The 24,626-nt window shown below is 70.7% G+C and carries 21 protein-coding genes; 18 read left to right on the forward strand and 3 right to left on the reverse strand.

Annotated elements, in window-relative coordinates; translation table 11 throughout:
- Positions 1 to 105: 105 nt before the first annotated feature.
- The 16 genes from OHT61_RS27675 to OHT61_RS27750 all read left to right on the forward strand — a co-directional run bounded on the left by OHT61_RS27675 (position 106) and on the right by OHT61_RS27750 (position 16,541).
- Positions 106 to 1,596 (forward strand): DUF6801 domain-containing protein, encoded by a 1,491-nt coding sequence (locus OHT61_RS27675; protein ID WP_329041952.1) that lies wholly within the window; start codon positions 106 to 108, stop codon positions 1,594 to 1,596.
- A gap of 70 nt (positions 1,597 to 1,666) precedes the next feature.
- The gene (locus tag OHT61_RS27680; protein WP_329041953.1) at positions 1,667 to 2,620 is read left to right on the forward strand and encodes a hypothetical protein; all 954 of its coding nucleotides are present in this window, start codon (positions 1,667 to 1,669) and stop codon (positions 2,618 to 2,620) included.
- Positions 2,621 to 3,319: 699 nt separating this feature from the next.
- Positions 3,320 to 4,300, forward strand: coding sequence for an ABC transporter ATP-binding protein (locus tag OHT61_RS27685; protein WP_329041954.1), 981 nt, complete (start codon positions 3,320 to 3,322; stop codon positions 4,298 to 4,300).
- A complete protein-coding gene (locus OHT61_RS27690) occupies positions 4,297 to 5,142 on the forward strand; it encodes an MlaE family ABC transporter permease (RefSeq protein WP_329041955.1) in 846 nt (281 codons plus the stop codon). The genes OHT61_RS27685 and OHT61_RS27690 overlap by 4 nt, the downstream gene beginning before the upstream one ends.
- A 3-nt stretch (positions 5,143 to 5,145) precedes the next feature.
- Entirely contained in the window at positions 5,146 to 5,949 is an 804-nt protein-coding gene (locus OHT61_RS27695) for an MlaE family ABC transporter permease (protein WP_329041957.1), read from the forward strand.
- Positions 5,949 to 7,244, forward strand: coding sequence for an MCE family protein (locus OHT61_RS27700; protein WP_329041959.1), 1,296 nt, complete (start codon positions 5,949 to 5,951; stop codon positions 7,242 to 7,244). The genes OHT61_RS27695 and OHT61_RS27700 overlap by 1 nt, the downstream gene beginning before the upstream one ends.
- Positions 7,241 to 8,272 (forward strand): MCE family protein, encoded by a 1,032-nt coding sequence (locus tag OHT61_RS27705; protein ID WP_329041960.1) that lies wholly within the window; start codon positions 7,241 to 7,243, stop codon positions 8,270 to 8,272. Before OHT61_RS27700 ends, OHT61_RS27705 begins: the two co-directional genes overlap by 4 nt.
- Positions 8,269 to 9,288 (forward strand): MCE family protein, encoded by a 1,020-nt coding sequence (locus tag OHT61_RS27710; protein ID WP_329041961.1) that lies wholly within the window; start codon positions 8,269 to 8,271, stop codon positions 9,286 to 9,288. The genes OHT61_RS27705 and OHT61_RS27710 overlap by 4 nt, the downstream gene beginning before the upstream one ends.
- Position 9,289: 1 nt before the next feature.
- The gene (locus tag OHT61_RS27715) at positions 9,290 to 10,408 is read left to right on the forward strand and encodes an MCE family protein (protein WP_329041963.1); all 1,119 of its coding nucleotides are present in this window, start codon (positions 9,290 to 9,292) and stop codon (positions 10,406 to 10,408) included.
- A complete protein-coding gene (locus tag OHT61_RS27720; protein WP_329041964.1) occupies positions 10,405 to 11,553 on the forward strand; it encodes an MCE family protein in 1,149 nt (382 codons plus the stop codon). Before OHT61_RS27715 ends, OHT61_RS27720 begins: the two co-directional genes overlap by 4 nt.
- Positions 11,553 to 12,782 carry an MlaD family protein gene (locus OHT61_RS27725; protein WP_329041966.1) on the forward strand — a complete coding sequence of 410 codons (1,230 nt, stop codon included), beginning with the start codon at positions 11,553 to 11,555 and terminating at the stop codon, positions 12,780 to 12,782. The genes OHT61_RS27720 and OHT61_RS27725 overlap by 1 nt, the downstream gene beginning before the upstream one ends.
- Entirely contained in the window at positions 12,779 to 13,300 is a 522-nt protein-coding gene (locus OHT61_RS27730) for a hypothetical protein (RefSeq protein ID WP_329041968.1), read from the forward strand. The genes OHT61_RS27725 and OHT61_RS27730 overlap by 4 nt, the downstream gene beginning before the upstream one ends.
- Entirely contained in the window at positions 13,297 to 13,932 is a 636-nt protein-coding gene (locus OHT61_RS27735) for a hypothetical protein (RefSeq protein WP_443049553.1), read from the forward strand. The genes OHT61_RS27730 and OHT61_RS27735 overlap by 4 nt, the downstream gene beginning before the upstream one ends.
- Positions 13,933 to 13,947: 15 nt before the next feature.
- Positions 13,948 to 14,478 carry a nuclear transport factor 2 family protein gene (locus OHT61_RS27740; protein WP_329041970.1) on the forward strand — a complete coding sequence of 177 codons (531 nt, stop codon included), beginning with the start codon at positions 13,948 to 13,950 and terminating at the stop codon, positions 14,476 to 14,478.
- A gap of 28 nt (positions 14,479 to 14,506) precedes the next feature.
- Positions 14,507 to 15,280: a hypothetical protein gene (locus tag OHT61_RS27745; protein WP_329041971.1), complete on the forward strand. Its 774-nt coding sequence runs from the start codon at positions 14,507 to 14,509 to the stop codon at positions 15,278 to 15,280.
- 19 nt (positions 15,281 to 15,299) lie between these two features.
- On the forward strand, positions 15,300 to 16,541 hold the full coding sequence (locus OHT61_RS27750) for a lytic transglycosylase domain-containing protein (protein ID WP_329041972.1): 1,242 nt from the start codon (positions 15,300 to 15,302) through the stop codon (positions 16,539 to 16,541).
- Positions 16,542 to 16,545: 4 nt separating this feature from the next.
- Here OHT61_RS27750 and OHT61_RS27755 read toward each other — a convergent pair whose 3' ends face one another.
- On the reverse strand, positions 16,546 to 17,607 hold the full coding sequence (locus OHT61_RS27755; RefSeq protein WP_329041973.1) for an ATP-dependent DNA ligase: 1,062 nt from the start codon (positions 17,605 to 17,607) through the stop codon (positions 16,546 to 16,548).
- Positions 17,608 to 17,701: 94 nt separating this feature from the next.
- Here OHT61_RS27755 and ligD point away from each other — a divergent pair, with 94 nt between their 5' ends.
- Positions 17,702 to 18,712 carry a non-homologous end-joining DNA ligase gene (ligD, locus tag OHT61_RS27760; RefSeq protein WP_329043403.1) on the forward strand — a complete coding sequence of 337 codons (1,011 nt, stop codon included), beginning with the start codon at positions 17,702 to 17,704 and terminating at the stop codon, positions 18,710 to 18,712.
- A complete protein-coding gene (locus OHT61_RS27765; protein ID WP_329041974.1) occupies positions 18,709 to 19,791 on the forward strand; it encodes an ABC transporter permease in 1,083 nt (360 codons plus the stop codon). The genes ligD and OHT61_RS27765 overlap by 4 nt, the downstream gene beginning before the upstream one ends.
- A gap of 1 nt (position 19,792) precedes the next feature.
- On the opposite strand, the gene OHT61_RS27770 is transcribed toward OHT61_RS27765, so the two are convergent.
- Both OHT61_RS27770 and OHT61_RS27775 read right to left on the reverse strand, forming a co-directional pair.
- A complete protein-coding gene (locus OHT61_RS27770) occupies positions 19,793 to 22,027 on the reverse strand; it encodes an OmpL47-type beta-barrel domain-containing protein (protein WP_443049555.1) in 2,235 nt (744 codons plus the stop codon).
- Positions 22,024 to 24,519, reverse strand: a complete 2,496-nt coding sequence (locus tag OHT61_RS27775; RefSeq protein ID WP_329041975.1) for a ThuA domain-containing protein — start codon at positions 24,517 to 24,519, stop codon at positions 22,024 to 22,026. Before OHT61_RS27775 ends, OHT61_RS27770 begins: the two co-directional genes overlap by 4 nt.
- Positions 24,520 to 24,626: the final 107 nt, after the last annotated feature.

The following is a 24,626-nucleotide window of genomic DNA, read 5'->3' on the forward strand; positions in this document are numbered from 1 at the left end:
GCCTCCAGCCGGTAACGGGTGATCAGGGATCGCACGGCGGGCCCGCCCGCCGTGCGATCCGCGTCAGGCCGCCCCCGAGGGGCATCGTCGATGAGGGGCAGTCGTATGGCGGGAACCCGGAGACGCACGGCGCGTGGTGCGGCAGTCGCCACCGCGGTACTGCTGGGCGGGATGATCCCCGGTGCGCAGGCGGCATCAGGCACGCAGAGGATCGACGCGGAGCTGGCCTACACGTGTGCCGCTCCAGGAGGCGAGCAGCACCCGGTCGAGGTGGGTGTGACCGCCGAGGTCACGGATTCGGCGCGCCCCGGCGACCGGTTGCAGCCCGAGGGCGTGACGCTGGACGTGAGACTGCCGGAGACCGTCCTCGCCGGGGTCCCCGATGCCGGGGCGGCGACGCTCACGGCCGCGACACGGCTGTCCGTCGCCGTCTCGCAGGACGACCGCCGGGCCGGGGCCGAATGGCTGGGCTCGACTCCCGAACCTGTCACGGTCCCCGGGGCGGGCGGCCCGAAACTGAGCACCACGGGGAGGGTGCCCTACGTACAGCCCACGGCAGAGGGCGAGTTGGCGCTCGACGCCGGGGCCCTGACGGTGGAGCTCGGGCTGAGGAAGGCGGACGGGACACCGGCCGACCCCGAAAGCATCGTGCTGGAGTGTGTGCTGGATCCGGGCCGGGACGCGGCCCTGGCGAAGATCCCCGTCGCGGGCGGCGACGAGGGCGGAGAGGGCGAGCCGGAGCCCGGGCCGACGGAGACCTGGCCCGCCGACGAGCGGGACGCGGGAGCCGTGGACGGCCGGCCGGAGGTCGGTACCGCTGCGAAGCCGTCCGCCGCCGACGGCGTGCCTCCCTGTGTGGGTGACCCGAGCGCCGAGCTCGGCATGGTCGCGTACGTCACCGGATACGCCAATGTGACGAAACTCGACGGCGCGACCAGATTCCCGGTCGCCTGCGCCCGGATCACCCAGGGGCTCAGCCAGCTCGTGCCCGACGGTGAGTTCCTCCACATCTTGCAGGATTCGACCGTCGACCTGGAGTACGAGGGGAAGCCGCAGCTTCCTCCCTCGTCCGGGACCTTTCTGACCTTCGGCTTCATGCCGACCACCGCGACCCTGGAGATGACGCAGATCCCCCCGGCGGCCAACCCCGACGGCACCCGTGAGGCGAATATCAAGTCCGATCTGGCGATCAACCTCGCCGAGGGTTCCACCAAGGCCCTCACGGTCGTGACTCTCCAGCTGATGCTCAGGCTCCGCGACGTCGAGGTGAACGGGGTGCCCCTCGACGTAGGCGACAACTGCCGGACGAGCAAGCCCTTCACGCTCAGGCTGGAAGGGCGCATGACGCTGAAGGACGGCGTCCAGGTCGGCTACACCCTGGCCACCGGAGGCGAGTTGACCGGGTCGGTCACCCTGCCTCCCTTCAGCGGGTGCGGGGCCCACGAGGATCTGGACAGCCTCTTCACCGCCTCCCTGTCCGGGGTACCCGGATACGTCAAGCAGACGCAGGGTGCCCCCTGTGCGGCCGTCAGCGCGGATCCGACGTTCTGTACGCCCGACTTCCGGCCGACGGACATCCCCACGGCGGCTCGCTGAGCCCCGGAACCGCCCCGAGAACCGCACCGCGCACAGCAATCCCCCGAGCCGCTACCGAATTGAGGGAACGATGAGACCTGCCTCGAAGACCTGGATCAAGGCCGCCGGCGCCGTCGCCGCGTCCGCCGCGCTGGTCATGCCGCTGAGCGCGACGCCCGCCGGTGCCGCCGCGGCGGCGGCGCAGCTCAACGGTGCCTGGGCCCCGTTCGACCGGTGTCCCGTGGACGCCCCGGCCATGCTCGCGACGGACGGCGACACGGACATCCCCCTCTGTGTGACGTCCACCTCGCCCAACGGGACGATCAAGCTGGGCAACACCACGGCCACGACGGGTTCCACCAACCTGCAGTTCGGGGTGATCCAGCACCCGGCCGAGGGGACCTACACCGTCGTCCCGCCGCCCGCCGGCTCCATCGTCAGCGGCAAGACCACCATCCCCGGCGGGCTGCTCGGCATCATGTGCCCCAGCAACGTCCCCGTGATCTCCGCCGTGTGCGGGCAGATCACCAACGCCACCCTGAACAAGGTGACGGCCACGGTCGAGTCCGCGGGCACGCCGACCGAATTCAGCCTGGTCGCCGGAATATCCTCCGGGCCCATCGTCAAGCTGCCCGTCAAGATCAAGTTGGAGAACCCGCTGCTCGGCTCCAACTGCTACATCGGGAGCAGCGGCAGCCCGGTGATCCTGCGCCCCGGGAACCTCAGTGCGCCCAGCCTGGCGGCCACCAGGCACAACGGTGACGGCTCGGACAACCCGGACGAGGGCTCTCTCATCCAGATCGGCCTGTCCGGGGCCGCGCAGGGCGACAGCCAGTTCGCCGTGCCGAAGGCCAGTGGCTGCGGCCTCGGCGGGATCCTCAGCTGGGCGATCGACCTGAAGGTCGGCCTGCCCGCCGGGGCAGGGTCGAACAACCTGGTCCTGAACGACGCCAGGACCTCCACCATCGGCCTCACGGCGCCGGGGCTGTCGGTGCCGAACGCCGGCAAGGAGTTCGCGCAGAACTGGCACTCCGCGGTGAAGTAGGCCGAGAGGGAGGCACGCGCCGCGCCTTGTCACTTGGTGCGTGCCGGCACGGCGTCCACCGGGCCCGCCCCGACCGAAGGAACCCTGGTCGGGGCGGGCTTCCGTGCGCAGGTGCTGCCTTTCGCCGCCGCGCGGCCCCGCCTCGAATGCCTCACTTATGGATAGGTTTCGCTCCCCGATTACTCATCCGGGAACAAGAAAACAAGGCCCTTCCATTGCCTCGGAGAAAGTTCGTGAACCGCTATTGCGGACCGAGGTTACTGACCCGTAGCGTCCGGCATGAGCGGCTCGGAAAGGGGTCCGCAATCGCTCGCCCGACATACGTGGAGTCCTGGTCGCACCCCTTTTGAGCCGGGATTCCACCGGGAGTTCCTCCGGCCCCGGACCTCCCACACCGGGGCCGGGAACGCTCCCGTCGCCGGGGTCCCGCGGCTCCGGCCCCGGACCGTGGTGCCCCGGTGGGAACGGAGTGCTTGCGCAGATGACGACAAACCCGCGACGGGGATTTGTCATCCGGTGACAAGTGGTCCGCCCGAAGATCGAAGTCCGGCGATTTCCGCTGTTCCACTGCTTGTCCTGGCGGTTTCGACGGACCTAACGTGCGCCCCCTGGTGCATGTGTGACAAGCCGTCCGTTGCACGTACCGGAGCCGGAGCGCTGACAGATGACGCCGTTCACCACCACATCGAGGGAGGGCCGATGGGAATCGAAGTAGTCGTCGAAGGCCTGACGAAGTCCTTCGGCAAGCAGAACATCTGGCAGGACGTCAGCCTCACGCTGCCGGCCGGTGAGGTGAGCGTCATGCTCGGTCCCTCCGGTACCGGGAAGACCGTGTTCCTGAAATCCATCATCGGACTGCTGAAGCCGGAAAAGGGCCGCGTCCTCATCAACGGCGTCGACATGGTCAACAGTCCCGAGCGGGAGATCATGGAGACCCGCAAGCTCTTCGGCCTGATGTTCCAGGACGGTGCCCTCTTCGGCTCGATGTCGCTCTTCGACAACATCGCCTTCCCCTTGCGTGAACACACCCGCAAGAAGGAGTCCGAGATCCGGCGCATCGTCATGGAACGGATCGACGTCGTCGGCCTGCTCGGCGCCGAGGGAAAACTGCCCGGCGAGATATCCGGCGGGATGCGCAAGCGGGCCGGCCTGGCCCGCGCACTCGTCCTCGACCCGCAGATCATCCTCTGCGACGAACCGGACTCGGGGCTCGACCCGGTGCGCACCGCCTACCTCTCGCAGCTGCTCATCGACCTCAACGCCCAGATCGACGCGACGATGCTCATCGTCACCCACAACCTCGACATCGCGGCCACCGTCCCGGACAACATGGGCATGCTCTTCTGCCGCAACCTCGTCACCTTCGGGCCGCGCGAGGTCCTGCTCACCAGTGACACGCCCGTGGTCTCCCAGTTCCTCTCCGGGCGACGGGAGGGGCCCATCGGGATGTCCGAGGAGAAGGACGCGGCCACCCTCGCGGCGGAACGGACCGACGGCCACGCCCACCCGGCGCCGCGCACCGTCGTCCCGCAGCTGGAACCCTCGCCGGGCATGCCCGTGCGGCAGGGGGCGCTGCGCCGCCGGGAGCGGGTGCACTCCATGCTGGGCACGCTGCCCGAGGCCGCCCGTACGGCGATCCTCAACAGCTACTCACCGGCCTTGGACGGTGGGCGCCGATGACGGCACCGCTGCCCCTGCGGCCGCCGGACCCCGGCACCGGGAAGGCCGGGGCGGCCCCCGCGCGGCGGGAGCCCTCGCGGCTCCTCGCCCCGCTGCGCCAGACCGGCGGGCTCTTCGCCCTCGCCCTCGCGGTCGCCCGCGCGGTCTTCCGCCGGCCCTTCCAGGTGCGGGAGTTCATCGAGCAGTTCTGGTTCGTCGCCAGCGTCACCATCCTCCCGGCGGCCCTCGTCTCCATCCCGTTCGGCGCGGTGATCGCCCTCCAGGTCGGCTCGCTCACCGAGCAGCTCGGGGCCCAGTCCTTCACCGGGGGAGCCAGCGTCCTCGCGGTGATCCAGCAGGCCAGCCCGCTGATCGTGGCGCTCCTCATCGCCGGGGCCGCCGGCTCCGCGATCTGCGCCGACCTCGGCTCCCGCAAGATCCGGGAGGAGCTCGACGCGATGGAGGTCATGGGCGTCTCGCCCGTCCAGCGCCTCGTCGTCCCCCGCGTCCTGGCCACCATGCTGGTCGCTGTCCTGCTCAACGGCCTGGTGTCCGTGGTCGGGACACTCGGGGGCTACTTCTTCAACGTGATCATGCAGGACGGGACCCCCGGCGCGTACCTCGCCAGCTTCTCCGCCCTGGCCCAGCTCCCCGACCTCTACGTCGGCGAGATCAAGGCCCTGATCTTCGGCTTCATTGCGGGCATCGTGGCCGCCTACCGGGGACTGAACCCGCGCGGCGGACCCAAGGGCGTCGGCGACGCGGTCAACCAGTCCGTCGTCATCACCTTCATGCTCCTGTTCCTCGTGAACATGATCCTCACGGCGGTCTACCTCCAGATCGTCCCCCCGAAGGGAGGCTGACCGATGTCGGTGCTCGGCTGGCTGGACCGCTCGGGTGACCAGCTCACCTTCTACGTCAAGGCGCTCCTGTGGATCCCCCGGACCCTGCGCCGCTACCTCAAGGAGGTGCAACGGCTCCTCGCCGAGGTCGCCTTCGGCAGCGGCGGGCTCGGTGTCATCGGCGGAACCATCGGCGTGATGATCGCGATGACCCTCGCGACCGGCTCGGTCGTCGGACTCCAGGGATACGCCGCCCTCGACCAGATCGGCACGTCCGCCTTCACCGGGTTCATCTCCGCCTACTTCAACACCCGCGAGATCGCCCCGCTGGTGGCGGGCCTCGCCCTCTCCGCCACCGTCGGCGCGGGTTTCACCGCGCAGCTCGGCGCGATGCGGATCAACGAGGAGGTCGACGCCCTCGAAGCGATGGGCGTGCGCTCCATGCCCTACCTCGTCACCACGCGGATCATCGCGGGAGTCGTCGCGATCATCCCGCTGTACGCGATCGGCCTGCTCTCCTCCTACCTGGCCTCCCGCTCCATCACGGTCCTGTTCAACGGACAGTCCGCGGGCACCTACGACCACTACTTCAACCTGTTCCTCTCCCCGGACGACGTCCTGCTGTCGGTCCTCAAGGTGCTGATCTTCAGCGTGCTGGTGATCCTCGCCCACTGCTACTACGGCTTCCACGCCACCGGCGGACCGGCCGGCGTGGGTGTCGCGGTGGGCAGGTCGGTGCGCAACGCCATCGTGCTCATCAGCGTCACCGACTTCTTCCTCTCGCTCGCCATCTGGGGTGCGACGACAACGGTGAAGGTGGCCGGCTGATGCGTACCTCCACGGCGCAGACGGTGCGCCGCAGACTCGCGGGCGTGGCCTTCGTGCTCGTGCCCGCCGTACTCGTCTGGGTGTCGGTCTCGGTGTACGAGAAGGACTTCACGGACGACGCCACCGTGACCGTACGCACCGGCAGCGTCGGCAACGAGATGCACGACAACGCCGACGTGAAGCTGCGCGGTGTCGTGATCGGCGAGGTGCGCCACATCGCGGCCGACGGGGACGGCGCGCGCCTCACCCTCGCCATCGAGCCCGGCAGGCTCGGCCGGATACCCGCCGACGTCACCGCCCAGATGCTGCCCACCACCCTCTTCGGCGAGCGGTTCGTCGCGCTCGTCCCCCCGGCGGTCCCGTCGGCGCAGCCGCTGAAGGCCGGGGCGGTGATCCCGCAGGACCGTTCCAGCAACGCCATCGAGCTCGAAGAGGTACTCGACAACGTCCTGCCGATGCTGACCGCGGTCAAGCCCGAGAAGCTGGCCGCCACCCTCAACGCCGTGTCGCAGGCGCTCGAAGGGCGGGGCGAGAAGCTCGGCGACACGCTCGTCACCCTCGACGCGCACCTCAAGGAGTTCAACCCCCAGCTCCCCACGCTGAACGCGGACATCAAGGAGCTGGTGAAGGTGAGCACGCTGTACGCCGACGCCGCCCCGGACGTCCTGGACGCGCTCACCGACTTCACCACCACCAGCGGCACCATCGCCGAGCAGCAGGCGGAACTCGCGGACCTGTACGGCTCCACCACGGCGTCGGCGCAGGACGTGACCACCTTCCTCCGCAGGAACAAGGACAACCTGATCCGGCTCTCCGCCTCGGGCAGGCCGACCCTGGAACTCCTCGGGGAGTACTCCGACGCCTTCCCGTGCACCTTGCGGACCATGGCCGGGTTCGTCCCCGCCATGGACAAGGCGCTGGGCAAGGGCACCGACGAGCCGGGCCTGCACGTCACGCTCAGACCCGTCGAGTCCAAGGGCAGGTACGTGGCCGGCCGGGACACCCCCGTCTACGGCGCGACCGGCGGCCCGCACTGCTACTCCGTCCCCTACACCGGCAGGGCCGTGCCGACCGCCGACGCCCGGACCGCGTCCGCCCCGGACAGCACCGCCACCGCCGCCGGCGACACCGGGACGGACACCACCGCGCTCGGCATGCCCAACTCCCCGCAGGAGAGCCGGCTCGTCAACGAACTCGTCGCCCCCTCACTGAAAGTCCAGCCGCAGGACCTGCCCGACTGGAGCGGCGTGCTCATCGGTCCGGCCTTCCGCGGTGCGGAGGTGAAGCTCAAGTGAAGCGCCGCTCCCTCGCGGGCCCCCTCGTGAAGTCCCTCGTCTTCGTCGTGGTGACCGTCCTGGCCACCACCGTCCTCGGGCTGTCCATCGCCAACACGGGCGTCGGCGACACCACCTCGTACAAGGCGAGGTTCACCGACGCCACCGGACTCGTCGTCGGCGACAGCGTCCGGATCGCCGGCGTCAAGGTCGGGCAGGTCGAGTCCATCAGGGTCGCCGACAAGCGGCTGGCCGAGGTCGGATTCGCCGTACGCAGGGGGCGCCACCTGCCCGCCTCGGTCACGGCGTCGATCAAGTACCTCAACATGGTCGGCCAGCGCTACATCGACCTCGACCAGGGCGCCGGGCCCGTCGGCGAGAGCTTCGGAGCGGGCGCGACCATCCCGCTCTCCCGCACCACGCCCGCGCTCGACCTCACCCAGCTGTTCAACGGCTTCCAGCCGCTCTTCGAGGGCCTGTCGCCACCGGACGTCAACCAGCTCGCCGGATCGATCGTGCAGGTCCTCCAGGGCGAGGGCGGCACCGTCGACAGCATCCTCTCCCACGTCGGATCGCTGACCGGCACCGTCGCGGCCAAGGACAAGGTGATCGGCGAGGTGATCGAGAACCTCAACACGGTCCTGAAGACCGTCAACGACCGGGAGGCCGGCTTCAACGACCTCGTGGTCACCCTGCAGAAGCTCGTCACGGGCTTCTCCGGCGACCGCAAGCCGCTGGGAGAGGCGGTCACCGCGATGGGGGCGCTGACCACCGTCACCGCCGGCCTCCTCCAGGACGGCCGGGGTCCCCTCAAGCGCGACATCGCCCAGCTCGGACGCCTCAGCGGCCAACTGGACCGGAACGCACCCCAGATCGAGAACTTCCTCCGGAAGACCCCGGCCAAGATGGAGGCGATCACCCGCCTCACCTCGTACGGGTCATGGCTCAACCTCTACCTCTGCGAAGCGAGGGTCAGCGGGGTCACGACCGAGGACGGCAGCGCCCCGCCCACCGGCATCACGATCCGTCAGCCGAGGTGCCAGGCATGAGGATCAAGCCCGTGCGGGAACGCAACCCCGTCGCCGTCGGCATCGCCGGACTCCTCGTCCTGGCACTGCTCGGCCTCGCCGCCTACCGTGCCGACGCACTGCCCTTCCTCGGCGGCGGCACCACCTACAGCGCCGACTTCACCGAGTCCGCCGGCCTCGACGAGGGCGACGAGGTGCGCATCGCCGGGGTGAAGGTCGGCGAGGTCACCGGAGTCTCGCTCGACGGCGCCAAGGTCAAGGTCGACTTCGAGGTCGAGGACGCCTGGATCGGCAACTCCTCCACCGTGGGGATCGCCATCAAGACGCTCCTCGGCGACAAGTACCTCGCGGTCGACCCGCTGGGCGACGCCCCGCAGGACCCCGGCTCCCGCATCACCGCGAGCCGCACGACCTCGCCGTACGACGTCACCCAGGCCTTCAACGGTCTCGGCGAGACGATCGACGAGATCGACACGGCCCGGCTCGCCGAGAGCTTCGAGACGATCTCCGACACCTTCAAGGACTCCCCGCCGGACGTGCGCAGCGCCGCCGACGGGCTGTCCGCACTGTCGAGGACCGTCTCCGAGCGGGACGCCCAGCTCGCCACCCTCCTCAAGGGCAGCAAGCAGCTCACGAAGACCCTCGCGACCAGGAAGAGCAGCTTCGAGACGCTCCTGGAGGACGGGAACCTGCTCCTCGGCGAGATCCAGGCCCGCCGGGAGTCCATCCACCTGCTCCTCACCGGCACGAAGAACCTCGGGACCCAGCTCACCGGACTCGTCGCGGACAACGACAAGCAGCTCAAGCCGACCCTGGACTCCCTCGGCCGGGTCACCGCCGTGCTGGTGAAGAACCGCAAGAGCCTCGACAAGGTGCTCTCGCTGGCCGGTTCCTACAACCGCCTCGTCGGCAACACCCTCGGCAACGGCCGCTGGTTCGACAACTACGTCTGCGGCGTCGTCCCGAAGAAGTACCTGCCGGCGGGCACACCCCCGGCCGACGGAGGGTGCATGCCACCGAAGCAGGGAGGGAGCTGACATGAGGCGCACACGCGTCATCGGCATCGCCGCCGGACTCGCCGTCGTCGCCGTGGCCGCCACCTCCGGGGTGATGGCGATGGACGACCGGGGGAAGACGACGATCACCGCCTACTTCGACCAGGCCACGGGCGTGTACGCCGGATCGGACCTGCGGATCCTCGGCGTCAAGGTCGGCACCGTCGAGTCCGTGGAGCCGCACGGCCGGGAGGTCCGGGTCGTCCTGCGGCTCGACGAGGGCGTCGACGTGCCCGAGGAGGCACACGCGGTGGTCGTCGCCCCGAGCCTGGTCGCCGACCGGTACGTCCAGCTCGCCCCGGCCTACACCGGAGGAGCCCGGCTGAAGGACGACGCCGTACTGCCGGCGGCGGACAACGCCACGCCCATCGAGGTCGACCAGCTCTACGCGTCGATCACCGAACTCTCCACCGCGCTCGGCCCCGACGGGGCGAACACCGACGGTGCGCTCGCCGAACTCCTCGACACCGGCGCGAAGAACCTGGACGGCAACGGGAAGGCCATCGGCGACTCCGTGGAACAGTTCGGCAAGGCCACCAAGACCCTCGACAGGAGCAGCGGCAACCTCTTCGACACGCTGTCCTACCTGCAGACGTTCACCACGATGCTGAAGGACAAGGACGGCGACGTACGGGCCGCCGAGCAGCAGCTGAACTCCGTCACCGGCTTCCTCGCCGACGACCGGAAGAACCTCGGCGCGGCGCTCGAGGAACTGGGCAAGGCACTCGGCCAGGTCAAGGGCTTCATCCAGCGGAACCACGGAGCCCTGAAGGAGAACGTGGACCTCCTCGTGCCCCTCACCCAGACCCTGGTCGACCAGCGCGCCTCGCTCGCCGAGTCCCTGGACACGCTGCCGCTCGCCGCGGGCAACGTGCTCAACGCCTACGACCCGGCGAACCGCACCCTCAACGGCCGCACCAACCTCAACGAGCTGTCCATGGGAGGACCGCTCACCGAGCCGGGGGCCGGCCTGACGGGACTCGCGCCGGTGGACGCCGCCCGCCGGCAGAGTCTGCCCGCCCTGCCGCTGCCCGCCGTCGGGACCGTCTACGGCACCCCGGACCGGACCGGGCCGCAGGAGAAGAAGGAGACGCCCCGATGAGCCGCGCCCCGCGCAGACCCGGCAACCGCGCGCTCGCCGGTCTGGCAGCCCTGGTCGCCGCCGGAGCCGGCCTCACCCTCGTGGTGACGAGCGTGAGCCTGCCGTCCCTCACGGGCATCGACCAGGTGCCCCTGCCGGGCGGCGCCGACCTGGGCGACCACCCGTACGAGATCACCGCCGAGTTCGGCGACGTACTCAGCCTCGCCCCGCAGTCGTCCGTGAAGGTCAACGACGTCGCGGTCGGACGGGTCACCAGGATCGCCCTGACGCCCGGGGGGTGGACCGCGAAGGTCACCATGCGCGTCAACGGCTCGATCGACCTGCCCGCCAACGCCTACGCCCACCTCGAACAGTCCAGCCTCCTCGGCGAGAAGTTCGTCCAGCTCTCACCCCCGAGCACCGGCGCCGCGCGCGGCGCCCTCGCGGACGGCGACCGGATCCCGCTCTCCCGGACGAACCGCAACCCCGAGGTCGAAGAGGTCTTCGGGGCCCTCTCGATGCTCCTCAACGGCGGCGGGGTCAGCCAGCTCAAGACCATCACCACCGAGCTGAACAAGGCGCTCGCGGGCCGGGAACCACAGATCCGCTCCATGCTGAAGCGCGTCGACACGCTCGTCACGAACCTGGACGACCACAAGGCCGACATCACCCAGGCCCTCGACGGGGTGAACCGGCTCTCCGCCACGCTCGCCACCCGCAAGCAGGACGTCGGCACGGTCCTCACGGGGCTCACCCCCGGCATGAAGGTCCTGGAGAAGCAGCGCGGCTCCCTGCTCACCATGCTGCGCTCGCTCGACTCCCTGTCCACCGTCGCCGTCGACACGATCAACAAGAGCAAGGCGGACATGATCGCCGACCTCAAGGCCATCGCACCCACCCTCACCGCACTCGCCGACTCGGGCGACGACCTGCCGGACTCCCTCCAGGTGCTGCTCACCTACCCGTTCACCGACGAGGTGCTGCGCGGGGTGAAGGGCGACTACCTCAACGTCTACCTCGACGTGACGGCCGTGCCCGGCACCCAGGTCATACCGGCGCTCACCCCGGCCACCACACCGCCGGCGGCGTCCGGTACGCGCAAGGGAGCGGCGCTGCCCCTGCCACTGCCCTCGGTCACGGCACCGGGAACGGAGGGCACCCGCTGATGATCACCACAGCCGTCCGCCTCAAGAACGTGGCCTTCCTCCTCATCGCCGTACTCGTCCTCGGCTACCTCGGTGCGCGGTACGCCGACCTCGGCCACTACGTCGGACTGCGCGGCTACTACACCGTGACGGTCCAGCTCCCGCAGACCGGCGGCCTGTACACCCACTCCGACGTGAGCTACCGGGGCGTGTCGGTCGGCAGGGTCGGTCCCATCGAACTCACCGACGACGGGGTCGAGGCGGAACTGCGCATCGAGAACGACGCGCCCCCCATCCCCGACAGCCTCCACGCCGTCGTCGCCAATCTCTCCGCGGTCGGCGAGCAGTACATCGACCTGCGGCCCACCCGCGCCGACGGCCCCTTCCTGGGGAACGGCTCGGTCATCGACCAGGCCGACACGACCATTCCCGCGCCCGTCACCGACGTCCTCACCAGCGTCGACGACCTGACGGCCTCCGTCGACACGGAGGCCCTGCGCACGGTCGTGGAGGAGTTCGGCGCCGCCTTCGAGGGGCGGGGCGACGACCTCCAGGTCCTCCTCGACACCAGCGGCGAGTTCGTCGAGGCCGCCGACGAGGCCCTGCCCACCACCACGAAGCTGATGGCCGACGGCGAGACCGTCCTGCGCACCCAGTCCGAACAGGGCGAGGCGCTGAAGGGGTTCGCTTCCGGGGCCAAGGAACTGGCCGACGAACTCAAGGACTCCGACACCGATCTGCGCCGGCTCATCGCCGCCGCACCCGGCGCCACCGAGCAGATCAGCGGGCTGCTCCGGGACCTCGACCCCGAGTTCGGGGTGGTCGTCGCGAACCTGCTCACCACGTCCGAGGTCGCCGTGACCCGCCAGCGTGGACTGGAGGAACTCCTGGTGAAGGTGCCCGCGGTCGCGGCCGCCGGTTCCAGCGCCATCGACGCCGACGGCGCCAGGTTCGGGATGTCCGTCACCTTCTTCGAACCGCTGCCCTGCACCTCCGGCTACGGCGGTACGACCTACCGGGTGGGCACCGACCTCTCGCCCGCGCCCGCCGCCAACACCAAGGCCCGGTGCGCGTCGGCGCCCGGCAGCGGGATCAACGTCCGAGGCAGCGCCAACGCCCCGAAGGGCGGACCCGTCCCCGAACCGGCCGAGCCCGGCGCGTCCCTCCCCGGAGCCCTCGGCGCCCCCGCCGGCACCCCGCGCGCGGCCGACGGCATGGCCGGCCTGCTCGGCCTCGGAGGCGGCGCATGAGCGACCGGACGAGAACACGGCTCGGCTGGGCGGCGATGCTCGCCGCCGCACTGGTGTGCGTCCTCGGCGCGTGGTCGTACGCCCAGGCGCGCGGCGACGGCACGCTTGCCTACGCGAAGGGCCGCGACGCCGCGCTGGCCGACGGCAAGCGGCACCTCGCCAGGCTCACCAGCATGGACGGCCGGAGCACCCAAGGCGTCGACTCCGGCCTCACGGCCTGGCTCGGATCCTCCACCGGACCACTGCACGACCGGCTGGAGAGCTCCCGGAAGAAGGACGCGGCCGAACTCACCGCATCCGGCGCCACCGCACGCGGCAAGGTCACCGACGCCGCCCTCACGGCGCTCGACGACCGCGCCGGCACCGCGGCGCTCATCGCGACGGTGGACGTCGAGATCACCCCGCGCACCGGCAAGGCCGGGACCGAGCGCAAGCGCTTCGAGGTGACCCTCGCGCGGACCGGCCAGGGCTGGAAGGTCAAGGCACTCGAAGCACTACCGGTCGGGAGCGGCTCATGAAGCGGAGCGGGGACACGACGACGCCCGGTCCGGAAGACGGCACGGTGGCCGAACCGGGCCCCGCGCCGGAACCAGGCACCGCGATGGAGCCGGGTACCGCGACCGGACCCGGGCAGCCCGCCCTTCCGCGCCCGCGGCGATGGCCTCGCGCGCTCGCCGCCGTGCTCGCCGTCGCGCTGCTGGCGACGGGCGGCACCCTGTTCGCCCAGGGACGCCAGCTGCGCGACACCCCGGCCACCTCCAACCACGCGCTCACGGACACCGCCGCGACCACCCGGGTCGTGGGCGACGTGAGCAGCGCACTGGGAAAGGTCTTCTCGTACAGCCCGCAGGCCACCGCCGCCACCAAGGAGTCGGCGAAGCACCTGCTCGGCGGCAAGGCGCTCCAGCAGTACGCCGCCCTGTTCGGCCAGGTCGAGAAGCAGGCGGCGGACCAGCGGCTGACGCTCACCAGCCAGGTCGTACGCGCCGGGGTCACCCGGCTCAGCGGGTCCAGCGCCCACCTGCTCGTGTTCCTCGACCAGGTCTACGAGCGCGAGGGCAAGGCGGCCACCACGGCGGCGGCCCAGCTGTCCGTCACCGCGGAACTGCGCGGCGGGCACTGGCGGATCGTCGACATCACGTCCAGGTAAGGGGAGAGGCACCGGATGGCACGGGTACGGATGAGGGGGAATCCCCTGACGGCGGCCGCGATCGCGCTGACGATCGCCGCGGCCTGCGTCGCGGGCTGGGGCGGCTGGTCCCGCTACGAGGCGGCGCACGACGACTCGGCGGCCTACGCGCAGGCCCGCGACGACGTGCTCGCGGCGGGGGAGCAGGCCGTGCAGAACATGAACACGCTGGACCACGCCGAGCTGGAGGAGGGGCTCGACAGCTGGGAGGACTCGACCACCGGAGATCTGCACAGCCAACTCGTCGACGGACGGGACGCGTTCGTCGAGCAGATCGAGGCGGCGAAGACGGTCAGCACCGCGAAGATCCTGTCCGGGGCCGTGACCGAGCTCGACGACCGGGCCGGGAAAGCCGCGGTGATGGTGGCGCTCCGGGTCACGGTGACCGCGTCCGAGGGCAAGCCGGCGGTGAAGGAGAGCCGCATGCTCGGGCAGCTCACCCGCACCTCCACGGGCTGGAAGCTCAGCGCCCTCGGCCAGGCGCCCGTCGGCAGCACGGCCGGCTGACCCGCCCCCTTCGAGAGGACCACCGCACATGTCGACGACCCGTCACCTCGTGAACCGGCGCCGCCGCCTTGCCGTCGTCGCCGCGACCGCGACGCCGCCCCGCACCCCGGCGGCCCCGGCGGACGAACAGGCCCGCGACGAGAACCCGCAGGAGCAGGAGCAGGAGCAGGAGCACGCACAGGCGCAGGCGCAGGACGAGGACCCCGCCTCGGGACCACACTCCCGGGACGGCGTCACGGCCGACGAGGAGCCCGCGGATGACGGAGCACCGCGCGGGCGGCTGCCACGCCCCCGCATTCCGCTCCCGGCCGCACTCTGCGCCGTGACCGTGCTCCTCGGAGCCTTCGCCGCCTGGGCGTTCACCTCTGCCGGTGACCTGCGCGACGAACCCGCCCGGCAGAACACCGCGCTCACCGACATCGCCCGGACCAGCGAGGTCAAGGGCCGGATCACGCAGGCCGTCGGCGCCGTCTTCTCGTACGACTACGCCTCGCCCGGGAAGTCCGACCGCGCGGCCCGCACCTACCTCGTGGGCAAGGCGGTCCAGCAGCACCGGGAGATGCTCGCGGAGGTACGCGCCCAGGCGCCGAAGCAGAAGCTCGTGCTCACCACGACCGTCACCGGGAGCGGGGTCCAGGTGCTCGACGGCGACCGGGCGAGGCTGCTGGTGTTCGCCGACCAGAGCAACACCCGTACCGGCGAGAAGGAGGAGACGACGTACGCGGCGGCGATGTTCGCCGTGGACGCGGTCCTCCGGGACGGCGCCTGGCGCATCTCGGCCATCGACACGTTCACCCAGTGACCCGGGGAGAGGAGCACGCGTGAGGTTCCACGGAAAGATGCGCCGCGGACTCGGCGGCACCGCCACCGCGGTGGCCGCCATGGCGGCGCTGACGGCGTCCCAGGCACCCGGGCTCGCCGCGGGCGCGGACGCCACGGAGAAGACGGCCGCCACGGACGACGTCGTCTGGACCGAGGTGCCGAACGACGACAGCTACCACACGGAGCTCCCGCCCCTGAAGTCACCGCAGCCACCGTCGAAGGCGGGCCGCGGGCAGAGCTCCCCGGCGGTCGTGCGGTCCTGGGCCGAAGCGGGCGTCCCCGCCACCGTCCTGGCCGCCTACCGCAACGCGGAACGCGCCCTGGCCCGTACCGATCCCGGCTGCAACCTGCCGTGGCAGCTCCTCGCGGCGATCGGCAAGGTCGAGTCGGGCCACGCGGGCGGCGGACGGGTGGACGCCTCCGGCACGACGCTCACCCCCATCCTCGGCCCGGTCCTCAACGGTGAGGGTTTCGCCCGCATCCCGGACACCGACGGCGGGGCCTACGACGGCGACGCGACGTACGACAGGGCCGTCGGGCCGATGCAGTTCATCCCCTCGACGTGGGCGCACTGGGGCGCGGACGGGAACGGAGACGGACGCAAGGACCCCGGCAACGTCGTCGACGCCTCCCTCGCCGCCGGCCACTACCTCTGCGCGGGGACACGGAACCTGTCCGTCCGCGCGGACCTGGACCGGGCGGTGCTCAGCTACAACCACTCGGACACCTACCTGCGGACGGTGCGGTCCTGGCTGGAGTTCTACCGCAAGGGCGTCCACACGGTGGCCGACGGCAGCGGTGTGGTCCCGAGCAGCCCGGGTGCGGGCGGCCCCCACGCACCGCAGGCCCCGGTCGGCGGCCCCGGAGCCCCGGGCAAGGGCGGGGGAGGCATTGTCGTCGGCCCGCAGCCGACGGGATCACCGAGCCCCTCCACCTCGCCCACCACCGGCCCCTCAGGCTCCCCGAGCCCCACCGGTCCGGGTCCGGACCCGACCGGCACCGGCGATCCGACCGGTCCCGCGACGCCCGACCCCACGACCACGCCGGACCCGACGACCACACCCGACCCCACGACCACGCCGGACCCGACCACCACGCCCGACCCCACCACGTCACCCGATCCGGACCCGACCACCACGCCCCCGGAGTGCCCCACGGACACAGCCGGCCCCGACCCGTCACCCGGCACCACGCCGGACGGCGACCCGGCCGGTGATCCCTGCGCCACCCCGGCCCCCTGACGGGTCAGCCGGGCCGGAGCACCTCGGACAGGTCGTACCGCACCACTTCCTCCAGCTGTGCGTAGGTGCAGCCGGTGGCGGTGCGGTCCGGCCGCCACCGCCGGAACTGGGTGGTGTGGCGGAAGCGGTCGCCCTCCATGTGGTCGTACGCCACCTCGCAGACGCGCTCCGGGCTCAGCGCCACCCAGGACAGGTCCTTCTTGCCGGACCAGCGGCTGGGCGCTCCCGGCAGCCGAGATCCCTCGTGCGCCGTGGCGTCCGCCCAGGCCGACCAGGGGTGCCCGGCGGGGTCGATGCGCAGCGGGTCCAGTTCCTCCAGCAGTTCCGCGCGGCGCTTCATCGTGAAGGCGGCGCACACGCCCACGTGCTGCAGGGCGCCCCCGGTGTCGTACAGGCCGAGCAGGAGCGATCCGACGACCGGGCCGCTCTTGTGGAAGCGGTAGCCCGCCACGACGCAGTCGGCGGTCCGCTCGTGCTTGATCTTGTACATGGCGCGGGTGTCGGGGCGGTAGGGCAGGTCGAGCGGCTTCGCGACCACTCCGTCGAGCCCCGCGCCCTCGTAGCGCTCGAACCAGTCCTGCGCGAGCGCCTGGTCCGTGGTGGCCGGTGCGAGGTACACCGGCGCGGACGCGCCTGCCAGCGCCCCCTCCAGGACCGCTCGGCGCTCCGTCTGCGGGGCGCCGAGCAGCGAGGCGTCGTCCAGCGCGAGGATGTCGAAGGCGACGAGGCCGGCCGGCGTCTCCCCGGCCAGCATGCGTACGCGGGAGTCGGCCGGATGGATGCGTTCGCTCAGCCGGTCGAAGTCCAGCCGTCCCTCCCACGGCACGACGATCTCGCCGTCGATCACGCAGCGGGCGGGCAGGTTCTCCAGGACGGCCGCGACCACTTCGGGAAAGTAGCGGGTGAGCGGCTTCCCCGTCCGGCTGCCGATCACCACCTCGTCGCCGTCCCGGTGGACGATCGCGCGGAAGCCGTCCCACTTCGCCTCGTACTGCATGCCCGGCGGGATCCGCTTCACGGACTTGGCGAGCATCGGCTTCACGGGAGGCATCACCGGCAGGTCCATGGCCCGATTCTCACCCGGCGGACCGGGCACGTCTTCCGATATGCGGCATATGTGCGTGCCGCCTACGGTGTTCGGCATGGGCGCAGGAGCAGCGGTGGAACTGGACGTGGACGGGCGAGCCGTACGGCTGTCCAACCCTGACAAGGTGTACTTCCCGGACAAGGGCTACACGAAGAAGGACGTGGCCGACTACTTCCTCGCGGTGGGACCCGGCATCCTCCGCGCCCTGCGGGAGCGGCCGACCACGCTCCAGAGGTTCGTCGACGGGGTCGAGGGGGACTTCTTCTACCAGAAGCGCGCGCCGAAGAACCTCCCCGACTGGACCCCGACCGCGCGGATCGAGTTCCCCAGCGGCCGGCACGCCGACGAGATGTGCCCCACCGAGCTCGGCGCCGTCCTCTGGGCGGCCAACCTCGGCACCCTGACCTTCCACCCCTGGCCGGTGCGCAGGGCCGACACCGACCACCCGGACGAGCTCCGCATCGACCTCGACCCGCAGCCCGGCACCGACTACGCCGACGCGGTGAGGGCCGCCCACGAGCTGCGCGCGGTCCTGGACGACCACGGCCTGCGCGGCTGGCCCAAGACCTCCGGCGGGCGCGGCATCCACGTCTTCGTCCCGATCGTCCCGGAGTGGACGTTCACCCAGGTGAGGCGGTCGGCCATCGCGGTCGGGCGGGAGCTGGAGCGCAGGATGCCCGACCGGGTGACGACCGCCTGGTGGAAGGAGGAACGGGGCGAGCGGATCTTCGTCGACTACAACCAGACGGCCCGCGACCGCACCATCGCCTCCGCCTACTCCGTACGCCCCTTCCCGCACGCCCCGGTCTCCGCGCCGCTGCGCTGGGAGGAGGTCGACGACGCCGAGCCGCGCGACTTCGACCTCCGGAGCATGCCCGCCCGCTTCGCCGAGGTGGGCGACCTGCACGCCGACATGGACGAGCACGCCTTCCGCCTCGACGCCCTGCTGGAGCTCGCCCGGCGCGACGAGCACGACCACGAGCTGGGCGATCTGCCCTATCCCCCCGAATACCCCAAGATGCCGGGCGAGCCGAAGCGCGTGCAGCCCAGCCGCGCCCGCCGCGACGACGGGGGACCCGCATGACGTCCGGAGGCGACGGCGGACACGGGGCGCACGGCAAGCCGCTGACCCGGCGTGAGAAGTGGGAGGCGTACAAGAAGTCCCCGTACCTCCCCGCCATGGTCGTGGGCCTGATCATCTCGGCGGGGGCCGGGCTCTTCGCCGCCTCGTACACCTACGCCCTCGCGAACCCGACGCCGCGCGAGATCCCGGCCGCCGTCGTCGACAACGCCAGGGCGCCGCACACCAGGGAGTTCCTCGCGGGGATGGAGAAGGCGCTCGACGCCTCGCTGCAGCTCCGCCGCTATCCGGACGCCACGCAGGCCCGGGACGCGATCGACGACCAGAAGGTCTTCGTGATCTTCCGCACCGTCGGGCAGGGGGTTGACATGCAGGTGGCGGGCGCCTCGGGCTCGACCGTCGCCCAACTGCTGGAGCAGACCGGGGCGACGGTGGCCCGGACTCTCGGCACCCCGCTCAAGGTGCAGGACGTCATGCCCCTCCAGAGCGGCGATCCGCGGGGCCTCGCCCTCTTCTACATCTCGATCGCCGCCGTCATCATCGGCTTCCTCGGCGCGATCCAGCTCAGCGTGCACGCGCGGGCCCTCAACCCGCTGGAACGCATCCTGTTCACCGTGAGCTACTCCCTGCTCGGCGGTTTCGCGATCGCCGCGATCGTGGACTGGGGGCTCGAAGCGCTCGATCTGCCCTTCGCCCAGTCGTGGGCGATCCTCGCCCTCACCATGTTCACGTCCGGCATGGTCTTCACGATGTTCAACACCCTCATGGGCCGCTGGGCGATCATCCCGACCTGGGGGGTGATGGTGCTGCTGGGAAACCCGTCGTCCGGCGGTGCGGTGTCCTGGCCGCTGCTGCCCTCCGCCCTCGGCCACATCGGCCGCTGGCTGCCGCCCGGCGCCTCGGTCAACGCACAGCACACCGCGGTCTACTACCAGGGCCACCAGTACGTCTTCCCCTACTTCGTGCTGGCGATCTGGGCGCTGGTGTCCTGCACGGTCTTCTGGGTGTGGCGCCACAGACACCCGGGAGGCCGCGGCCACGTGCCTGAGCACGCGGCCACGGCCTCCCGTCTCCGTCTGTGACCTACAGCTCCTTGATGCGGATGTCGCGGTAGGAGATCACGTCCGAGGTGCTGTGGACCTGGAGTCCGACATAGCCGGAGGCGTAGCGCCGGCCGTCGGTCCCCGGGTCGTCACCCCGCGGCGGCTCGAACAGCTGACCGCCGGTGTTGTCGAACTCGTTCAGCAGGACACCGTTGCGGTAGATCGAGTAGTGCTGGTCCACCACCCGGATCTCGTAGTCGTTCCAGGTGCCCTTGGGTGTGACCCCGGCGCCGCCGAGACCCACCCGGTCGAATCCGTAGAGGGAACCGGTCTTGTACATGTCGCCGTCGGGCCGGTCGTTGATCTGGACCTCATGGCCGTACTTGATCGCCGCCCACTCCGGCCGGGACTCCTCCGGCTGCTCGTGGACGTTCGGGAAGCGGACGAACACACCGCCGTTGGCGTTGCCGTTGCCCGGGGCGTCGTCCCGCCACTGGAGCTTCATCGAGAAGTCCCCGTACTGCCTGGCCGGGAACCACAGCATCCCCATGCCGTCCACGGTGGTGGAGCTGGTGATGGAGCCGTCCGCGGTGTTCAGCCCGAACTTCCCGCCACCGACCTGCTCCCACTTCGCGAGGGACGCGGCCGTGCCGTCGAAGAGCTTGGTGTAGCCCTCGTCCTGGCCCGGCTTGCCGATGCCGGACTGCTTGGCCGCCTTGTAGATCTTCTTGTGCTCACGGGTGTCGACGACACCGTCGGTGAGCAGCTTGTCCAGGACCTTGTCGACGTGCTTGAGGAACAGCGCGTGCGACGACCAGTCCTTCTCGTCCTCGATCAGCTCGTTGATCGTGCAGCGGTTGCCGGTGAGCCGGTTGGGGACTCCCGAGTCGACCGTTCCGACGATGACGGTGAGCCGCTCGTCGTACTCGGGGCAGTTGGGCGGCGGGACTCCGCCGCTCTCCGCGATGGTGAACGAGGACTGCTTCGCAGTGGAGGTGTTGCCGGCCTTGTCCGTCGCCCGGTGGGCGAAGGTGTGGTAGCCGACACGGTCCACGATGACGGGGGTGGTGTACGCCAGGTACGGACCGCCGTCGAGGGAGTACTCGACCTTGGCCACACCCGAATCCGCGTCCGTCGCGGTGACCGTGGCCTTGGCGCTCGTGATGAACGCGCCGTCCGAGTTCTTGTCGCCCGTCACCGTCACGGAGGTCACCGGCGCCGTCTTGTCCTGCGACGGCGGCTCCACGACCTTGAAGTCGGCGGACTTCTCGGCCGCCACGTTGCCCGACTTGTCGGTGGCGCGGTAGCGGACGGTGTGCGAGCCCACCTCGTGCACCATGACGGGAGCGGTGTACGCCTTCCAGGCGCCGTCGGCCCCGAGGGCGTACTCGATGGTGTTGACGCCCGAGCCGGTGTCGGACGCGGTCACGGTGACCGTGGCCATGCCGAGGTACGCGCCGGAGGCGTCCTTCTCGCCCGAGACGGTCGCCGAGGTCTCCGGCGGCGTCTTGTCGTCCGTCGGGGGCGCGGCCACCGCGAAGTCGACGGACTTCTCGGCGGCGGCGTTGCCCGCCTTGTCGGTGGCGCGGTAGCGGATCTTGTGGGTGCCCACCTCGTTCACCACGACCGGCGTGGTGTACGGCTGCCACGCGCCGTCGGCCCCGACGGCGTACTCGACGGTGTCCACGCCGGAACCCGTGTCGGTGGCGGCGACGGCGACCGTCGCCTGGCCGATGTACGCGCCGTCGGCGTTCTTGTCACCGGTCACGGTCGCCGAGGTCTCGGGAGCGGCCGTGTCCTCGCCGCTGCCCTCGGTCACCGTCAGGATGCCCTGCATCGACCCGTGGCCCGGCATCGTGCAGTGGTAGAAGTACCGTCCCGGCGTCAGGGTCACCTGGACGCTGTGCTTGCCGCCCTCGGAGTCACTGGGGTTGGCCAGGATGTTGACCGCGACGTCGTTGTTGAACTCCACGTCCGACACGCTGAAGGTCAGCGTGTGCGGCATGCCCGTGGTGTTCCCGGTGGCCGCGCTGTTCTCGAACACGAGCGTCGCGGCGCCGGCCACCGCGGTCTTGGGCGCCGACAGATAGCGGTCGATGGGGTCGCCCGCGGTCCAGGTCAGGACCTGGTCGGCCGCGGCCGACGCCCGGTCGTCCTCCCGTCCGTACGCCGCTGTCGAAGCCAGCCCGAGGACCATCAGGAACGAGCCGAACAGGGCGAGCCACCAGTGTGCGGGCCCGTACCGCTGCCGGGCGAGGAGCATGGGTCGTCTCACTGAGCTGCCGCCTTCCTGGCCAGGTCTGCGGCGGCCGGGGTCGGGCCGCCGCCCTTGTAGGTCACGCGCCACAGCGCGGACTTGGAGTCGGAGGTGAAGAATCCGCGACCGTAGTCCAGGACGTAGAGCGAGCCGTCCGGGGCGAACTTCCAGTCCATCAGGTTGCGGATACCGGTCGCGCCGACCGGGATGATCTTCTTCAGGGATTCGGCGTGCGTGGGCAGGCCGCCCTTGCCGACGGTCTTCGGGTCGGTCAGCACGGCGTGGCGCGGCTGGGTGTCGTCGTAGAAGTCACCGACGAACCACTTCCCGTCCCAGTACGAGGGCCACTTGGCCTCGCTGGTGCTCGCCGCGTCGTAGCGGTACACGGGGCCGTTCATCGTGGCCTGGCCGCCGCCCTTGAGCCAGGGGAGGAGCTGCTTCTGGTCCTCGACCTTGTAGCTCGGGATGCCGTTGGCGTCACGCGGGTAGTCGACGCCGCCGCCCTGGGGCGAGTACCAGATGGTGTTCGACGTGATCGGCGGCAGCTTGACCAGGCCGTCGTTGTTCGGCGACTCGTTCCTCGGCGCGTCGCAGTTGTACCAGCCGAGCGGCTTGGACGGGTCGGGCAGGTTGCGGTCCCGGTAGGGCTGCTTGTTGCCCATGCAGTACGGCCAGCCGTGGTTGCCGGCCTTGGTGATCGCGGCGAACGTGTCGTACTTCGCCGGACCCCAGGTCGTGCTCGGGGCACCGGCGTCGGGGCCGACCCAGCCCGCGTACAGCGTGTCCGTCGACTTGTCGATGGAGATACGTGCCGGGTTGCGCACGCCCATCACATAGATCTCGCCGCGGGTCTTTCCGCCGCCCTCGTCGGGCTCCTTGCCGGTGAACAGGTTGCCCTGCGGCAGGGTGTACGTGCCGTCGTCCTCCGGGTGGATCCGCAGGATCTTCCCGTTGAGGTTGTTGGTGTTGCCCGCGGTGCGCCGGGCGTCCGCGAAGGACACGCCCTTGTAATTCGGCTGCGGGTTGTTGCCGGAGTAACCATCGCTGAAACCGGACGAGTTGTTGTCACCGGTGGCGATGTAGAGGTTCTCCTTGGAGTCCCACGCCATGCCGCCGCCCGCGTGGCAGCAGCTGTGGATCTGGACCGGCCAGGACAGCAGCACCTTCTCCGACGCCAGGTCCAGCTTGTTCGTGGCCTGGTCGAAGGTGAAGCGCGATACCTGACGCACCGCCATCTGCTTGTCGCGGTCGATCTTCGCGTGCGGGGTGTAGTGCAGGTACACCCAGCCGTTGGTGGCGAAGTCCGGGTCCAGCTCGATGCCGAGCAGACCCTCCTCCACCTTGACCAGCTCGTCGCCGCCGCCCTTGTTGCCGAAGATGCTCAGCCGGCCGGCCAGGGTGACCTTCTTCGTCGCCGGGTCGTAGACGTGGATCTCACCCCAGCCCTTGCCGACGTCGGGGTTGTTCCAGTCGGTGACCACGGGCACGCTGCTGTCCGCGCCGCCGCGCCCGATGTAGAAGACCCGCCCGTCCTTCGCCGTCACCAGGCCGTGGGGCTCGCCGATCTGGTCGTTCGCACCGGGCTGGTTGGGCTGGGTGAGGCGCTCGGCCGTGTAGTTGGAGTCGATCGTGGCCTTGCAGTCGGCCTGCGAGAGGCGGCTCGTCCAGGCCAGGGCGCCGCGCAGGTGGTCACGGAAGTCCGTCTCGGCGAAGCTCGCCGCCGTACCGCCCATGGCGGTGTAGAACGACCGGCCGCCGTCGTAGTCGCGGCACCAGGAGACCGGGTGGTCCCAGCCGTTGGCGCTCTTGCCCGGGGTGTAGGTGAGCTCGCGGACCCGGGCCACGGTGTGCACGGCGCCGGACGGGTTGGTCTTCCAGTTCAGCCAGGTGTCCGGACGCTTCCACTCCAGCGGGAGGTTCTTCGTCGCCGGGTGCTGCCGGTCGCCGATCTCCACGGTGGCGCGCTGGACGGCCGTGGGGCTGTCCGCCGCGGGGCGGGCGCCGACGAGGCCGGTGAACCAGTCGGAGTACGGCTCGGTGCGCGCCGCGTCGTGGATGCCGAGGAAGCCGCCGCCGGCCTCCATGTACGCCTCCAGACCCGCTTCCTGCTCCGGGTCGAGGACGTCACCGCCGCCCGTCAGGAAGACGACGGCGTTGTACTTGCCGAGCTGCTTGCCGTTGGTGAAGACCCCGGCGTCGTCGGTGGCCACGGTCTTGAACCGCCCGGCCTCCGGACCGCTGAGCCCGATCTTCTCGATGGCCGCGATCCCCGCGTCGACGGTCGGCGACTCGTCGCCGGCCGAGGCGTGGAACACCAGCACCTTGACGTTGGCCCCGCCCGGCGGCGAAGGAAGGGACAACGTTGTCGCCATCCGTTCCTTCAACCCCGGATCCGGATACGGGCTCGCGGTGGCGTTCCCGCCCAGCAGGGACGCGGTCAGGGCCCCGATCCCCACGGCCGCCGCGATACCGCGGCGCGATCTGGACCTGTGATGTGGTGTGCGCTGCATGTGGTCACCCACCCCTCTTGGTCGCTTCTCCGGTCACACTTCCGTCACCGCACCTCTGCGGTCACTGCGACAGCGCACGAAGCTAGACCTCTTTTCGCGGCTCGCCA

This window comes from Streptomyces sp. NBC_00178 (genome assembly GCF_036206005.1).
Lineage (GTDB): Bacteria > Actinomycetota > Actinomycetes > Streptomycetales > Streptomycetaceae > Streptomyces.

Excerpts from the sequence above, each read along its gene's own strand:
- OHT61_RS27765 (WP_329041974.1), top strand. The coding sequence starts at position 18,709 with ATGACGTCCGGAGGCGACGGCGGACACGGGGCGCACGGCAAGCCGCTG.
- OHT61_RS27740 (WP_329041970.1), top strand. The coding sequence starts at position 13,948 with ATGGCACGGGTACGGATGAGGGGGAATCCCCTGACGGCGGCCGCGATC.
- OHT61_RS27710 (WP_329041961.1), top strand. The coding sequence starts at position 8,269 with ATGAGGATCAAGCCCGTGCGGGAACGCAACCCCGTCGCCGTCGGCATC.
- OHT61_RS27720 (WP_329041964.1), top strand. The coding sequence starts at position 10,405 with ATGAGCCGCGCCCCGCGCAGACCCGGCAACCGCGCGCTCGCCGGTCTG.
- OHT61_RS27695 (WP_329041957.1), top strand. The coding sequence starts at position 5,146 with ATGTCGGTGCTCGGCTGGCTGGACCGCTCGGGTGACCAGCTCACCTTC.
- OHT61_RS27730 (WP_329041968.1), top strand. The coding sequence starts at position 12,779 with ATGAGCGACCGGACGAGAACACGGCTCGGCTGGGCGGCGATGCTCGCC.
- OHT61_RS27700 (WP_329041959.1), top strand. The coding sequence starts at position 5,949 with ATGCGTACCTCCACGGCGCAGACGGTGCGCCGCAGACTCGCGGGCGTG.
- OHT61_RS27775 (WP_329041975.1), bottom strand. The coding sequence starts at position 24,519 with ATGCAGCGCACACCACATCACAGGTCCAGATCGCGCCGCGGTATCGCG.
- OHT61_RS27690 (WP_329041955.1), top strand. The coding sequence starts at position 4,297 with ATGACGGCACCGCTGCCCCTGCGGCCGCCGGACCCCGGCACCGGGAAG.
- OHT61_RS27680 (WP_329041953.1), top strand. The coding sequence starts at position 1,667 with ATGAGACCTGCCTCGAAGACCTGGATCAAGGCCGCCGGCGCCGTCGCC.
- OHT61_RS27685 (WP_329041954.1), top strand. The coding sequence starts at position 3,320 with ATGGGAATCGAAGTAGTCGTCGAAGGCCTGACGAAGTCCTTCGGCAAG.
- OHT61_RS27745 (WP_329041971.1), top strand. The coding sequence starts at position 14,507 with ATGTCGACGACCCGTCACCTCGTGAACCGGCGCCGCCGCCTTGCCGTC.
- OHT61_RS27715 (WP_329041963.1), top strand. The coding sequence starts at position 9,290 with ATGAGGCGCACACGCGTCATCGGCATCGCCGCCGGACTCGCCGTCGTC.
- OHT61_RS27735 (WP_443049553.1), top strand. The coding sequence starts at position 13,297 with ATGAAGCGGAGCGGGGACACGACGACGCCCGGTCCGGAAGACGGCACG.
- OHT61_RS27755 (WP_329041973.1), bottom strand. The coding sequence starts at position 17,607 with ATGGACCTGCCGGTGATGCCTCCCGTGAAGCCGATGCTCGCCAAGTCC.
- OHT61_RS27725 (WP_329041966.1), top strand. The coding sequence starts at position 11,553 with ATGATCACCACAGCCGTCCGCCTCAAGAACGTGGCCTTCCTCCTCATC.
- OHT61_RS27675 (WP_329041952.1), top strand. The coding sequence starts at position 106 with ATGGCGGGAACCCGGAGACGCACGGCGCGTGGTGCGGCAGTCGCCACC.